Origin of the sequence: Nonomuraea sp. NPDC049684 (assembly GCF_044465345.1) — a bacterium.
GTDB lineage: Bacteria > Actinomycetota > Actinomycetes > Streptosporangiales > Streptosporangiaceae > Nonomuraea.
The window spans coordinates 302,331-315,619 of the sequence record NZ_JBITLO010000005.1; the positions used below are offsets into that span (position 1 = coordinate 302,331).

The 13,289-nt window shown below is 71.0% G+C and carries 13 protein-coding genes; 10 read left to right on the plus strand and 3 right to left on the minus strand.

Annotated features, from left to right (window positions below; genetic code table 11):
• Positions 1 to 16: 16 nt before the first annotated feature.
• From ACIBST_RS18580 to ACIBST_RS18595, 4 genes are all read left to right on the plus strand, one after another.
• Positions 17 to 1,432 (plus strand): oligosaccharide flippase family protein, encoded by a 1,416-nt coding sequence (locus ACIBST_RS18580; RefSeq protein ID WP_397173006.1) that lies wholly within the window; start codon positions 17 to 19, stop codon positions 1,430 to 1,432.
• 15 nt (positions 1,433 to 1,447) lie between these two features.
• Positions 1,448 to 2,326 (plus strand): glycosyltransferase family 2 protein, encoded by an 879-nt coding sequence (locus tag ACIBST_RS18585; RefSeq protein WP_357994053.1) that lies wholly within the window; start codon positions 1,448 to 1,450, stop codon positions 2,324 to 2,326.
• Positions 2,327 to 2,333: 7 nt separating this feature from the next.
• The gene (locus ACIBST_RS18590) at positions 2,334 to 3,155 is read left to right on the plus strand and encodes a hypothetical protein (RefSeq protein ID WP_397173008.1); all 822 of its coding nucleotides are present in this window, start codon (positions 2,334 to 2,336) and stop codon (positions 3,153 to 3,155) included.
• 121 nt (positions 3,156 to 3,276) lie between these two features.
• Positions 3,277 to 4,122 (plus strand): hypothetical protein, encoded by an 846-nt coding sequence (locus ACIBST_RS18595; protein ID WP_397173009.1) that lies wholly within the window; start codon positions 3,277 to 3,279, stop codon positions 4,120 to 4,122.
• 6 nt (positions 4,123 to 4,128) lie between these two features.
• On the opposite strand, the gene ACIBST_RS18600 is transcribed toward ACIBST_RS18595, so the two are convergent.
• Entirely contained in the window at positions 4,129 to 5,256 is a 1,128-nt protein-coding gene (locus tag ACIBST_RS18600; RefSeq protein WP_397173011.1) for an acyltransferase family protein, read from the minus strand.
• A gap of 142 nt (positions 5,257 to 5,398) precedes the next feature.
• Between ACIBST_RS18600 and ACIBST_RS18605 the strand changes: the two genes are divergently transcribed.
• From ACIBST_RS18605 to ACIBST_RS18615, 3 genes are read left to right on the plus strand one after another with little or no spacing between them, the layout of a single operon-like run.
• On the plus strand, positions 5,399 to 6,277 hold the full coding sequence (locus ACIBST_RS18605; protein WP_397173013.1) for a hypothetical protein: 879 nt from the start codon (positions 5,399 to 5,401) through the stop codon (positions 6,275 to 6,277).
• A gap of 9 nt (positions 6,278 to 6,286) precedes the next feature.
• Complete coding sequence (locus tag ACIBST_RS18610; RefSeq protein WP_397173015.1) at positions 6,287 to 7,018, plus strand: hypothetical protein; 732 nt, start codon at positions 6,287 to 6,289, stop codon at positions 7,016 to 7,018.
• The gene (locus ACIBST_RS18615) at positions 7,015 to 8,409 is read left to right on the plus strand and encodes an O-antigen ligase family protein (RefSeq protein ID WP_397173017.1); all 1,395 of its coding nucleotides are present in this window, start codon (positions 7,015 to 7,017) and stop codon (positions 8,407 to 8,409) included. Before ACIBST_RS18610 ends, ACIBST_RS18615 begins: the two co-directional genes overlap by 4 nt.
• Here the strand turns inward: ACIBST_RS18615 and ACIBST_RS18620 are convergent.
• Both ACIBST_RS18620 and ACIBST_RS18625 read right to left on the minus strand, forming a co-directional pair.
• A complete protein-coding gene (locus ACIBST_RS18620) occupies positions 8,298 to 8,846 on the minus strand; it encodes a dTDP-4-dehydrorhamnose 3,5-epimerase family protein (protein WP_397173018.1) in 549 nt (182 codons plus the stop codon). The two genes, ACIBST_RS18615 and ACIBST_RS18620, sit on opposite strands and share 112 nt — an antisense overlap.
• A gap of 71 nt (positions 8,847 to 8,917) precedes the next feature.
• Positions 8,918 to 9,841, minus strand: a complete 924-nt coding sequence (locus tag ACIBST_RS18625; protein ID WP_397173020.1) for a glycosyltransferase family 2 protein — start codon at positions 9,839 to 9,841, stop codon at positions 8,918 to 8,920.
• Between the two features lie 106 nt (positions 9,842 to 9,947).
• On the opposite strand from ACIBST_RS18625, the gene ACIBST_RS18630 reads away from it, so the two are divergent.
• The 3 genes from ACIBST_RS18630 to ACIBST_RS18640 all read left to right on the plus strand — a co-directional run bounded on the left by ACIBST_RS18630 (position 9,948) and on the right by ACIBST_RS18640 (position 13,280).
• A complete protein-coding gene (locus ACIBST_RS18630; protein WP_397173022.1) occupies positions 9,948 to 10,763 on the plus strand; it encodes a 2OG-Fe(II) oxygenase in 816 nt (271 codons plus the stop codon).
• Complete coding sequence (locus ACIBST_RS18635; protein ID WP_397173023.1) at positions 10,760 to 11,680, plus strand: hypothetical protein; 921 nt, start codon at positions 10,760 to 10,762, stop codon at positions 11,678 to 11,680. The genes ACIBST_RS18630 and ACIBST_RS18635 overlap by 4 nt, the downstream gene beginning before the upstream one ends.
• 163 nt (positions 11,681 to 11,843) lie before the next feature.
• Positions 11,844 to 13,280, plus strand: a complete 1,437-nt coding sequence (locus ACIBST_RS18640; protein WP_397173025.1) for a hypothetical protein — start codon at positions 11,844 to 11,846, stop codon at positions 13,278 to 13,280.
• The last annotated feature ends 9 nt before the right edge of the window (positions 13,281 to 13,289 follow it).

Here is a 13,289-nt window from a genome sequence, read left to right on the forward strand (position 1 = left end):
AGCGGGTCGAGGGGCGGTGTGGAGCCTGCTCGGCACGCTGGTCACCCGTGCGGGCTCGTTCATCCTCGGGCTGATCCTGGCCCGGCTCCTCGCACCCGCGGACTTCGGCACGTACGCCGTCGCGCTCGCGGCCACCCAGTTCGTCATGGTGGTCAAGGACGTCGGCGTCATGTCGGCCGTCGTGCAGTGGCGCGGCCGGCTGGAGGACATCGCGCCCACGGCCACGACGCTCACGATGATCTCCGCGCTCGGCCTGTACGGGATCTTCTGGGTCGGGGCGCCGTACTTCTCGGCGCTGGCCGGCAGCGCGGAGGCCACCTCCGTGGTGCGCATTCTCACCGCGGTCATCCTGGTCGAGGCGGTCACGGCGGTGCGCAGCGCGGCCCTGCTGCGCTGGTTCCGCACCGGCAAGAACGCCAAGGCGGTGCTCGCGGGCTTCCTGGTCAACGCGCCGGTGGCCATCGTGCTCGCGGTCAACGGCGCCGGCGCCTACAGCTTCGCCTGGGGGCAGCTCGCCGGGGCCGTGGTCACCGGCGTCTTCATGCTGATCTACGCCCGGCTGCCCTACCGGTTCGGCTTCGACCGGCAGATCGCGGGCCGGCTGCTGAGGTTCGGGATCCCCTCCGCGGCCGGGATCGCCCTGGAGGTCCTGCTGCTCAACGTGGGCTACATCATCGTCGGCAACATCATGGGCGATGCGTGGCTGGGCTTCTACCTGATGGCGTTCAACGTGTCGAGCTGGGTGCCGGGCATCATCGGCAGCGCCATCCGCATGGTGTCGATCGCCGGCTTCTCCCGGCTGGCCGAGCGCGACGAGGAGTCGTTGTCGATCGGCGTCCAGCGCAGCGTGCCGCTGCTCGTCGCCATGGTGCTGCCGCTGGCGGTGTTCATGGCGGTGCTGGCGCACTCGATGATCATCTTCATCTACGGCCCGGAGTGGGAGCAGTCCGCCGGGGTGCTGCGCTTCCTGGCGGTCCTGATGGTGGTGCGCATGCTCACCGCCTTCGCGCTCGACATCCTGAACGGCCAGGGCGCCACCCGCTCGACCGTCTGGATGAACCTCGGCCACGCCGCGGCGATGATCCCGGCGGTCATCGCCGGCACGCACCTCGACGGCATCCGCGGCGCCGCGATCGGCCAGGCCGCCGCCGCCGTGCTGGTCGCGCTGCCGCTCGCGATGATCGCCGTGCAGCGGGCCGGGGTCCGGCTCGGGCCGGTGCTGCCGGGTCTCGTACGGCCGGCGGTCGGGGCGGTGGTCTGCGCCGCCGTCATGCTCGGCCTGGCGAGCCTGACCCACGGCAGCCCGTTCGTCCAGCTCGCCCTGGCCGGCGGCGGCGGGCTGCTGGCGTACGTGCTGGTCGTGGTGACCCGCGACCAGTTCCACCTAGTGAGCGCCCGTCTGGTGCGGCTGCTGCCCGCCCGCGCGCGCTGACCCCGAGGAGAGACGATGCTGGTGTCCATCGGAATCCCGGTCCGCAACGGCGCGGACCGGCTGGAGACGGCCGTGCGCTCCGCGCTCGCCCAGGATCACGCCGAGCTGGAGGTCGTGATCTCGGACAACGCCTCCACCGACGGCACGCAGGAGCTCTGCCGCGAGCTGGCCCGCCAGGACGGCCGCATCGCCTACCACCGCCAGCCCCACGACCTGCACGTCGTCGGGAACTTCGTGGAGGTGCTGCGCCGCGCGCGCGGCGAGTTCTTCCGCTGGATGGGCGACGACGACCTGCTCGAACCCGACTACGTCTCGCGCACGCTGGAGCCGTTCCTGGCCGACGAGCGGCTCATCCTGGTCACCTCCGACGTCCGGTACACCGGCGCGGACGGGACCGTCCACGAGCCGCGCTACCGCGGCACCCGGATGCTCTCCGACGACCCGGTCGACCGCCTCGACGAGCTGTGGGACGTGGTCACCACCCAGCACCACGGCCTCGACCCCCTCTACGGGCTGATGCGGCGCGAGCGGGTGGCCGCCGTGCCCAGACCGCTGATGATCCGCGAGGACGAGGTCTACGCCACCATGCTCGCGCTGACCGCGCCCTGGGGGCACGTCCCGCGGGTGCTGGCCCATCGCAACCTGCGCGAACGCCGCCTGTCCGGGATCGCCGCGGCGCTCGGCGTGCCCGCCTGGACCGCTCATTTCGCCACCACGCTGCAGTTCCGGGCCATGCACCGGGCCCTCGGCGGCACGGAACTGTCGGCGGAGCAACGCGCCCGCGCGCGGGCCGTGCTGCTGCGCACGTACTGGCGGCGCCAGCAGCAGATGCTGACGCACCGCAGCCGCAAGATCGCCGGGTTGGCCGCCCGACTCGTCTCCTCGAAAGGGTGAAACTCTCGTGCTGATTCGCATCGTGCGGCTGCTCATGCAGCCGGGCCGCATCCTGCTGGCCGTCATGCGGCGCCTGCCGTTCGGCTCCCACGAGCTGCGCTGCGCGCTCGACCTCTATCCGCGCCCGCACTACGCGTACGGCGTCCAGCAGGCGGCCGAGCTGGCCAGGCGGCTCGGCGTCGGCCGGATCAGCGTGGTCGAGTTCGGCGTCGCCGGCGGCGCGGGCATGGTCGAGCTCAACCGCATGGCGGCGCTGGCGACGGCCGCGACCGGCGTCAAGATCGACGTGTACGGCTTCGACACCGGCGCCGGCCTGCCCAAGCCCACCGACTACCGCGACCTGCCCTACATCTGGCGCGAGGGCGACTTCGTCATGGACGTCGAGGCCCTGCGCGCCCGCCTGGGAGCGGCGCAGCTGATCCTGGGCAACATCGAGGACACCGTCGGGGAGTTCCTGGACGGCGAGCGCCCCGCGCCCATCGGCTTCGTCTCCATCGACGTGGACTTCTACTCCTCGACGGCGGCGGCGCTGCGGCTGTTCGCCGGCGACCACCGCTACTTCCTGCCCCGCGTGTTCGTCTACCTGGACGACACCGTCGGCGACGACGACCAGGTCATCCACAACGACTACGTCGGCGAGCTGAGCGCGATCCGGGAGTTCAACGAGGACAACAAGGCGATGAAGCTGGCCCCGATCCACGGCCTGCGGCACAAGCGCCCGGTCCCGGCCCCCTGGAACGACAACATCCAGGCGCTGCACCGGTTCGACCACCCCGACTACTCGACTTATGTCGCCCGTCCGGACACCGAGACACAATTGCCGCTGTAAGTCCCTGTAACGAAGAAGCGGGCACCGGCGAGAGAAAGGAAAAGAACGACGCGAGGGGGTAAATCTCGCTATGTCCGTTATATTAACCAATAGCCGAATTCGGGATGATGTTCGGCGCCAAATGATCTTCAAAGGGGACGTGTTCCTCTACTCCGCCACCCCCGCCTCGACCAAGCTGATCGAGTTCGCCCGCGAGCTGATCGAGGAGGCGTTCGGAGCACGCGACCCGCAGACCGCCCAGTACGAGATGCCGGTGGAGGACTTCGCCGCGCTGCTCGCCGAGCTCAAGCCCCGCTTCATCCATCATCCCACCAGCAAGAAGCTGATCGGCGCCCTGCTGGCGGAGCTCGGCATGGCGCTGGACCAGACCTACTTCGACGTGCCGCGGCTGCGCACCTCGACCGCCGACCACTACCTCGACTCGGGCATCTCCTACGCCTACCACGCGCACAGGGACTGCTGGTACTCCGCGCCGTTCTGCCAGGTCAACTGGTGGATGCCCATCTACGAGGTGGTCCCGGAGAACGTCTTCGCCCTGCACCCGCAGTACTTCGACCGTCCCGTGCGCAACGGCAGCGGGCGCTACGACTACGCGGAATGGACCGCGGTGAGCCGGCCCACCGCCGCGCAGCACGTCCACAGCGACACCAGGGAGCAGCCCAAGCCGGAGGAGGCGCTCGACCTCGACCCCGAGCTGCGGCTCGTCCCCGAGCCGGGCGGCATGATGCTGTTCTCCGGCGCGCACCTGCACTCCACCGTCGCCAACACCTCCGGCAGGACCCGCTTCAGCATCGACTTCCGCACCGTCCACATCGACGACGTCCGCTCGCGCGCCGCCGCCCCCAACGTGGACGCCGCCTGCCGCGGCACCACCCTGCGCGACTTCCACCGGGCCGACGACCTGTCGCGCATCCCCGAGGAACTCGCGGCGGCCTACGAGGCCGAGGCGCTGGCGAAGATCACCTGATCCGGGTCACCTGAACCGCGCCCGCGCGGCCTCGCGCAGGCTCCGCCAGCCTCTGTGCCGCTGGAAGGGCAGCTCGAAGACGGACGCGAACAACCACGCCACTCCCACGCTCGCCGGCACGGCCAGGGCGAGCGTGAGGAGGAAGGCGGGCATCCCCGGCGGCACGCGCGGGGCGACGACCAGCCGGTTGACCATGACGACCAGCGGCGCGTGGATCAGGTAGAGGCTGTAGGAGAACGAGCCGAGCCGCCGTACCGGACGGGTGTCCAGCAGCCGGACGAGCCAGGACGGCCGGCCCGTCGCCACGCCGGCCAGCAGCAGGCCGGCGGCGGGCCCGACCGCGAGGTCCACCCAGAAGAAGTGCCCGACCACCCACTCGGGACCGGCCACCACGACCAGCGCGAGCACCGGCAGCGCGGCCGCCGCGGCCAGCCAGTGCCAGGGCGGCCCCCCGGAACGTTCCGAGGCCCGCACCACCCCGGCGCACACCGCGCCCACGGCGAACAGCGCGGCGAACTGCGGGGTCAGCCGCATCAGCAGCTCCACGGCCGGCACGTACGGCGCCAGCGCCCCCACGGCCACCACGACCAGCGTCACCGCGCCCAGCATCACCGCCGCGCCCCACCGGCGCAGCACCAGGATCATCAGCGGGAACACCAGGTAGAGCTGCGCCTCGACGGCGATCGACCACATGGCGCCGTTGGGGCTGGGGGAGCCGAAGACGTCCTGGAGCAGCAGGCCGTAGATGAGCACCGACTGCCCGGTGGGGACCTGCTGCCCCGGCTGCGGGATGACAGTCCACGCGATCACCAGGCTGAACGCCAGCGCCGCCCAGTACGGCGGCAGGATGCGCCAGGCCCGCCGGTTGAAGAACGCCGGGATGCCGCCGAGCCGCCAGCCGGACCGGGCGGGCGAGACCGCGAGCGAGAACCCGGACAGCACGATGAACACCACGACCGCGAAGTGCCCGTAGAGCAGCCACCCCGTCCACCAGGGCGCGTCGTTGACCGGGAACCCGGGGAACGACAGCAGCCAGCAGTGGTGCAGGACCACGAACAGCGCGGCCAGCCCCCGTAACCCGTCGAGCCCGGCGAGCCTGCTCCGCGTCGCCGGACGCTCAGTTGTCAGCCCCACCGAAAGCCCCCGTCGCCGTAGTCGTAGGTCTATCGCGGCGATCACGTCCGATGTAACCGATCTGGGGGGATGTAACGTCTGCCAGCGATTGGGCGATGGTCCGCTATAGGGCAAGTTCGCTGATGCGGGGGAACGTACCAAAATGGAGTTCTGGAAGGCGATCCTTGGTCTTCTCCGACGAATTCTGATAGGCCCGCCGCTGATCCTCCTGTCGATCCTGGTGGGCGGTGTCGTGTACCTCGTCCTCCCGGCCCACTACACGACCGACGTCTCCCTCGTCCTCGCCACCCCGGTGAACGGCGGCACAGTCAACAGCGACAAGACCAAGCAAGGGCTGACCAACCCCTTCCTGTCCTTCAACGACGCGCTCAAGACCGGGGCCAGCATCGTCATCCTCGCGATGAACACCCAGGACGTCTGGACCGAGCTCGGCGCCCCCAAGGACGGCCCGACCGAGATCACCATCGACGACGGGCGCACCAACCCCAACGTCCTGGACATCAACGGGCCCTACATCTACATCAGGGTGGACAGCGAGTCCCCCCGGCAGGCCACGACCGTGCTCATGGCGGCCCGCGAGCGCGTGGCGACCGAGCTGTACAAATGGCAGAAGACGCTCGGCGCGCCGCCGAACACCTTCATCACCTCCACCGACATCGTGCCGCCGTCCAAGCCCGAGGCCGACCACAGCGTGAACTGGCAGGGGGCGATCGGCGGCGCGCTGCTCACCCTGTTCCTGGGCCTCGGCATCGCCTACGGCGTGGTGGTCCGGCGCGAGCCCCGGCAGCGCCGGCAGCCCGAACCCGCCGCCCCGCCCGCGCCCCCGATCGCCGCCCCCGTTCCGGTTCCCGTCCCGGTTGCGGCGCCCGAGCCGGTCGAGGCCCAGGCGGGCGAGCCCGCCGAGCTCCCGGTCCTCGACGAGGACAGCTCGGCCACCATGGAGTTCCCCGCCTACCGGGCCGGCCCGCTGTCGCCCGTTCCGGGGCCGAGGAAGGCGAACCAGGACGACGGCGAGGAGTGAGGGCCCGCCATGGACTTCTGGGCGACGGCGAAGATCCTGTTCAAGCGCTGGTACGTGACGGTCCCCGCGTTCCTGCTCACGGTCGTCACGGCCCTCGGCGTCTTCGCCGTCGCGCCCAAGACCTTCATCTCCACCTCGGCGCTCGTGCTGACCCTGCCGGTGACCGGCGGCAGCGTGCCGAGCGACCCCAAGTTCCCCAACCCGCGCACCAACCCCCTGGTCTCCTTCGACCAGGGGCTCAGCATGACCTCCTCGATCCTCATCCAGGCGCTCAACACGCCCCGGACGGCCGCCGAGCTCGGCGCGCCCATCGGCGGCGACGTCACCCTCAAGATCACCAGCGGCGGCACCAACCCCGAGCTGATGCCCGCGACGCCGTTCATCGTGATCATCTGTGAGGCGCCGACCGCCGAGCTGGCCCACGGCATCGTCGTGAAGGTCACCGCCCTGGCCCAGAAGGAGCTCCGGGCCCGCCAGCAGCAGGTCAAGGCGCCGCCCAGCACGTACGTGACCGCCACCGTCGTGGTGCCGCCGACCGCGCCCGACGAGAAGAAGGGCAGCCGCATGCGCAGCGCCGTCATCACCGGCGCGCTGGCGTTCTTCATGAGCCTGTTCGCCGCCTTCGCCGTCGAGAGCCTCGCCCGGCACCGCCGGGCGCGCCGCCGGTCCGGGAGCGGTCCCGTGCGGTTCGAGCCCGCGCTCGCCAACGGCGCCAGGACGCCGGCGGGACACGAAGGATGACCGCGACCGTCCTGCCGCGGCGCGCCGACGGCGCCACCCTGGCCTGCCTGTTCGTGCTGTTCCTGCTGATCCTGCCGGCCCGCCTGGCGGTCGCCGGGCTGCCGCTCTCGCTCACCCCCGCCGAGATCATGGCCCTGTTCATGGGCGTGGTGTGGGTGTGCGCCCAGATGGTCGGCACGACCGGCGTCGCCAAGGGCGGCAACCCCGTCCGCACCTCGATCTTCGTCTACGGCATGCTCCTGCTGGCCGTCTACGGCTACACGACCTACCGCTACCTGCCCTCCGACGAGCTCAACCTCGCCGACCACACGCTGGTGCTCTACCTGGGGTACGCGAGCCTGCTGCTGGTCATGTGCGACGGGATCGGCAGCCGCGAGCGCCTCGACTTCGTGCTCAAGGCGGTCGTCATCGGCGGCACGTTCGCCGCGATCGTCGCGTTGCTGCAGTTCCGGCTGGACTTCGACCTGACCGAGTACATGCGCGTCCCCGGCCTGCGCCACTCCTCGGTCGAGGAGGTGCCGACCGTGATCTCCCGGTCCGACCTGCGCAGGGTCGCCGGCACGCTCGGCCACCCGATCGAGTTCGGCGCGCTGTCGGCGATGCTGCTGCCGCTGGCCGCCCACCTCGGCTTCCAGGCGCGCAGCCGGGGCCAGGCCGCGGGCCGCTGGTGGGTCTGCGCGGCCGTCATCGCGGCCGGCCTGATGTTCTCGGTCTCCAGGACGGCCGTGCTCGGCCTGGCCGGGGCCGGGCTGATCCTGCTGCTTGGCTGGTCCAACCGGCGGCGGATCGTCACCATCGGCGCGTTCGTGGTGTTCCTGGGCTTCATGAAGGTCCTGGCGCCGGGCCTGATCGGCACGTTCTACAACCTGTTCGCCGGCGCGGGCGAGGACAGCAGCGTCATCTACCGCACCCACGACTACCCCTTCGCGATGCGGGAGTTCGCCAAGAGCCCGGTCTTCGGCCGCGGCCTGGGCACCTGGTACCCCTTCAAGCACCAGGTGTTCGACAACCAGTACCTGCTGTCCCTGGTGGAGACCGGGGTGGTCGGCGTGCTCGGGTTCGTCGGCGTGATCGTGTGCGGGATCGTCGTCGCCCTGCGGGTGCGCCGGATGAGCACCGACCCGAACGTGCGCAACCTCGGCCTGACCATCGCCGCCTGCCTGGTGATCCCGCTGCTCGGCGCGGCCACCTTCGACCTGCTGTCCTTCCCCGGCATCACCAGCGTGCTGTTCCTGCTCGTCGGCGCGGCCGGGGCGCTGATGCGGTTCGAACGCCGCGATCAGGCGGCCAGGACGGCCCTGAGCTCCTTCCACGAGCCCGCCGACCTGTCGCGCTCGCTGATCGCGGTCACCGGCAACGGCCACGGCAGCGCGAGGTCGGGGTCGTCGTAGCGGACCGCCAGGTCCTCGGCCGGGTCGTGCTCCCTGTCGATGCGGTAGCAGACGTCGGCCTGCTCGGTCAGCGCCTGGTAGCCGTGCAGGACGCCCGGCGGCACGTACAGGTTGGCGAAGGTCACGTCGTCGAGCCGGACGGCGACGTGCGAGCCGAACGTCGGCGACCCCGGCCGCGCGTCCACCAGGACGTCCAGCACCGCGCCCCGGGCGGCGCGCACCAGCTTGGCCTCGCCGCGCCCCGACCGGCCGTGCATGCCCCTGACCGTGCCGAGCCGCGAGCGCGACTGGCTGTCCTGGACGAACGCCGTGTGGTCCAGCCCGTGCTCGGCCGCGATCACGGCGTCGAAGGTCCTGGTGAACAGGCCGCGGTCGTCGTGGCTCGGCGTCGGCACGAACAGCAGCGCGCCTTCGAGCCCCAGTCGCTCGACTCTCATCGTGTTCCTCTCCTGTGGAAGGGCCGGCGTCCCGCGGACGGGCCCGCGGCTGCGGTGGAAGGGCCCGCGGCTCAGCCCGGCAGGGCCCGCAACCGGCGGGACGGCCTGAGCAGCGCCACGACCGAGGCCCTGGCCGTACGCCGTCCGGCCGCCGCCCGCATCGCCTCGCCGAGCAGCACCGCCAGGTAGAAGCCCGCGGTCGCGACCCGGCCCCGCCGCCGCCGGAACAGCCGGACGCGGTTGACGGTGAGCAGCGCGGCCAGCATCGGGCTGGTCTTGGCCTCGCCGCCGATGTGCTCGACCACCGCGGCCGGCTCGTACCAGAGGGTCCAGCCGGCGTCCGCGGCGCGCAGGGCGTACTCGGTCTCCTCGCTGTAGAGCAGGAAGGACTCGTCCCAGGGGCCGAGCCGGGCCAGCGCCGTGGCCGAGACGAGCATGGCGGCGCCGGTGGCCCAGTCGGCCGGCCCAGGACGCTCGTAGCGGGCCGGGTCGACGACCATCTCGCCCAGCGTGCCGATCCGGCCCGCCAATCGGCCGCCGACCAGCGACTCGGCCAGCGCGCGGCGTACCGCGGGCGTGCGGCGCAGCGAGTGGTGGAGCACCCCCTCGGTGCTGACCAGCCGGGGGACCGCGATGCCGGTGCCGGGCCGGTCGAGTGCCGCGGCCAGCACGGCCAGCGCGCCGGGGCGCAGGCGGCAGTCCGGGTTCAGGACGAGCACCGCGTCGAGGCCGTCCAGGTCGAGCGAGGCGACCCCGGCGTTGATCGCCGCGGCGTACCCGGCGTTCCGGCCCACCTGGAGGGGCCGTACGGGCAGGCCGGCGGCCTGTTCGGCGATGGCGAGCGAGTCGTCCTTGGAGGCGTTGTCGGCCACGACGACGTCGGTGAGCCGGACCCCCTTCGCGCCCTCGGGCAGGGAGGCCAGGCAACCGCCGAGGACCGGCGCGCTGTTGTAGGTCACGATCACGATCGCGACTCGGGGAGAGCCGGGCGTCACATGTCGCCATCGGCGGCCGGGAATGGATCGTTACAGGTAACAGAAGGCACTGCTGAGGCGATGAGGAGGTAGGGGCCGGGTGTCGTAGGAGACGGAGACACATTCCATGCAGGATCTGCAGGCTTTCACCTTCCACCGGGACGAGCTGTTCCCGCTGGCGGACAAGTACTCCGAGCAGTTCCGTACCGCCTCGCCGTTCCGTCACGTCGTCATCGACGACTTCCTGCCGCCCGAGGTGCTGGAGCCCGTCCTGGACGAGTTCCCCGAGCCGCGCGACGCCACCTGGCAGCGGTTCGACAGCGCGCGCGAGGTGAAGCTGGCCCTGGCCGACACCGAGCGCATGGGGCCGGCCACCCGGCGCCTGCTGGCCGAGTTCAACAGCGGTGTGTTCGTCGAGTTCCTGGAGCGGCTGACCGGCATCACGCAGCTGGTCTCCGACCCGCACTTCGAGGGCGGCGGCCTGCACCAGATCCGGCCCGGCGGCTTCCTGAAGGTGCACGCCGACTTCAACCGCAGCCGCCGGCTCAACCTCGACCGCCGGCTCAACGGCCTGCTCTACCTCAACAAGGACTGGCAGGAGAGCTACGGCGGCCACCTGCAGCTGTGGAACAAGGACATGACCGAGTGCGAGGGCAAGATCCTCCCGGTCTTCAACCGGTTCGTGCTGTTCGCCACGACCGACGACGCCAACCACGGCCACCCCGACCCGCTCACCTGCCCGGACGACCGGGCCCGCCGCTCGATGGCGCTCTACTACTACTCCAACGGCAGACCCGAGGACGAGGTCACCGACGACCACACCACGCTGTTCAAGCAGCGGCCGGGCGAGGCGTGGAAGAGCAACCTGCGCCAGGTCGCCAAGCGCTGGACGCCGCCCGCGCTGGCCGACCTCGTCGGCGGCCGGAGGACCAAGGGCGAGTGAGGCCGTACGTCCGAGGGGGCTGGTGCCTCGTCGCGGTCCTGGTCGTGCTGCTGGGCGGCTGCACCGGGTCCCCGGGCGGGCCCGAGGTCACCCGGTCGCCCGCCGTGGGCACGTCCAGGCCGGGCACGCCGTCGCCGTCGAAGCCGGCCGAGCAGGGCTGGCCGGGCGCGCACAACACCGGCGTCCCCGAGGGGGTGACGCTGCGCAAGTCGGGATCGATCCGGGTGACCAGGAACGGCACGGTGATCGACGGCGTCGAGGTGACCGGCTACATCACGGTCGAGGCCGACGACGTGGTCATCCGCAACACGCGGGTGCGCGGCACCAAGGGCTGGTGGGGCATCCTCCAGCGCGAGGGACGCACGGGCCTGACGGTCGAGGACACCGAGATCTTCGGCAACGGCAAGGCGCGCACCCAGTTCGGCATCCTCAACCAGGGCAAGCTGATCACCGTCCGCCGCGTGGACGTCCACACGATCTCCAACGGCATCCTGACCCAGCAGGGCCTGGTCGAGGACTCGTACGTGCACGACCCGAAGTACTACTCCGGCGACCACACCGACATGATCATGTCCACCGGCCCGCCCGCGCCCGGCACCGAGCTGGTCATCCGGCGCAACACGGTGATCAACACCCTCGACCAGACCGGCGCCATCGCCCTCTTCCAGGACTTCGGCGTGGTCAAGGACGTGACGGTCGAGGGCAACCTGCTGGCCGGCGGCGGCTGGTCGCTGTACGCCGGGGCCGGGGTGAAGGGGAAGTCGTCCAACATCAAGGTGATCGACAACGTCTTCAGCCGCCGCGTCTGGCCCAAGGGCGGAGCGGCGGGGCCGGTTTCATATTGGGATAAAGACGGGCCCGGAAATCGGTGGCACGGGAACACCTGGGAAAACGGCGGCACGGTAACGCCGGGATAACGACCTTTTGTCGGATTCGCCGCGATAGATGTGAAACATGAGCTTGTTGGGAATTTGGAGGATAACGAGTTTATTTCGGTAAAAGGCACTACTTCTTCTTTCGGCATGGCTACTCTCTCCCCTTGGGGGACTCGGACTCGGCCACGATCGGAAGGAGTCGCCTGTGTCGCGGCATCGAAGAGGCAAGAGACGCACCGGCTGGTTATCCCTGGCCGGGGTCTCCGTGGTGGCGGTGCTGGCCGGCGGGTACGGCCTCGTCGTCTCCGACGTACTGGAGCCCAGGGCCGTCCTGACGGAGGCGAGCGGGGCGAGCGGCGCGACCTCGCCGCAGGCCGCCGCCGGCCGGCGTGCCCGGCCGCGTCCCACCACCCACAAGCCCCGGCCCGCCAGGACCAGGAGCCAGGAACCCTGGTGGTGGCCCAGGCGGCCGACGAGGAAGCCGACCGCGCGCCCGACGCGCCGTCCCACCCACCGGCCCACGCACCGCCCGACGCCGACCGGCACCCCCACCGCGACGCCCGGCACCCCCACCGCGACGCCCGGGACGCCCACGACGACGCCCACAGTGACGCCCACGGTGAGCCCTCCCGCCACGCCGACCGTCACGGCCACCCGCACCCCGACCCCGACGGGCCCGCCGCCCAGCGAGTCGCCGACCCCGACGCCCACCGCGACACCCACCAAGACACCCACCGGCACCCCGACGGCGACCCATACGGCGCCCCCCACGGCCACCAAGACCCCGCCGCAGACCCCGACGCACACCCCGACACAGACGCCGACCCAGACCCCCACCAAGACCCCCACCTCCACCCCGCCCCCCGGCGGCGGCTGGCCCGGGGCGGGCAACACCGGCGTCCCCGACGGCACCGACCTGGTCAAGAAGACCGGCTCGATCGTCATCAAGGAGGACGGCAAGGTCATCGACGGCTGGGACGTCACCGGTGACATCACCGTCGAGGCCGACAACGTGACCATCCGCAACACCCGCGTCCGCGGCCAGAGCGACTACTGGGGCATCCTCCAGCGCGAGGGCTTCTCCGGCCTGAAGGTCGAGGACAGCGAGATCTTCGGCAACGGCAAGGTGCGCACCCAGTTCGGCATCCTCAACCAGGGCAAGCTGATCACCATCCGCCGCGTGGACATCCACACCATCTCCAACGGCATCCTCACCGACCAGGGCCTGGTCGAGGACTCCTACGTGCACGACCCGAAGTACTACTCCGGCGACCACACGGACATGATCATGTCCACCGGCACCGCCGCCCCCGGCACCGAGCTGGTCATCCGGCGCAACACGGTGATCAACACCCTCGACCAGACCGGCGCCATCGCCCTCTTCCAGGACTTCGGCGTCACGAGGAACGTCACCGTCCAGGGCAACTACCTCGCCGGCGGCGGCTGGTCGCTGTACGCGGGCGCCGGGCGGAAGGGCCTGTCGTCCAACATCAAGGTGATCGACAACGTCTTCAGCCGCAAGGTCTGGCCGAAGGGCGGCTACGCCGGCCCGGTGTCGTACTGGGACGCGAACGGGCCGGGCAACGTCTGGAAGGGCAACTCCTGGGAGGGCGGCGGCGCGAGCATCATGGGCACGGACTGACCCCGCCGA

Excerpts from the sequence above, each read along its gene's own strand:
- ACIBST_RS18615 (WP_397173017.1), top strand. The coding sequence starts at position 7,015 with ATGACCGCGACCGTCCTGCCGCGGCGCGCCGACGGCGCCACCCTGGCC.
- ACIBST_RS18585 (WP_357994053.1), top strand. The coding sequence starts at position 1,448 with ATGCTGGTGTCCATCGGAATCCCGGTCCGCAACGGCGCGGACCGGCTG.
- ACIBST_RS18605 (WP_397173013.1), top strand. The coding sequence starts at position 5,399 with ATGGAGTTCTGGAAGGCGATCCTTGGTCTTCTCCGACGAATTCTGATA.
- ACIBST_RS18610 (WP_397173015.1), top strand. The coding sequence starts at position 6,287 with ATGGACTTCTGGGCGACGGCGAAGATCCTGTTCAAGCGCTGGTACGTG.
- ACIBST_RS18620 (WP_397173018.1), bottom strand. The coding sequence starts at position 8,846 with ATGAGAGTCGAGCGACTGGGGCTCGAAGGCGCGCTGCTGTTCGTGCCG.
- ACIBST_RS18595 (WP_397173009.1), top strand. The coding sequence starts at position 3,277 with ATGATCTTCAAAGGGGACGTGTTCCTCTACTCCGCCACCCCCGCCTCG.
- ACIBST_RS18630 (WP_397173022.1), top strand. The coding sequence starts at position 9,948 with ATGCAGGATCTGCAGGCTTTCACCTTCCACCGGGACGAGCTGTTCCCG.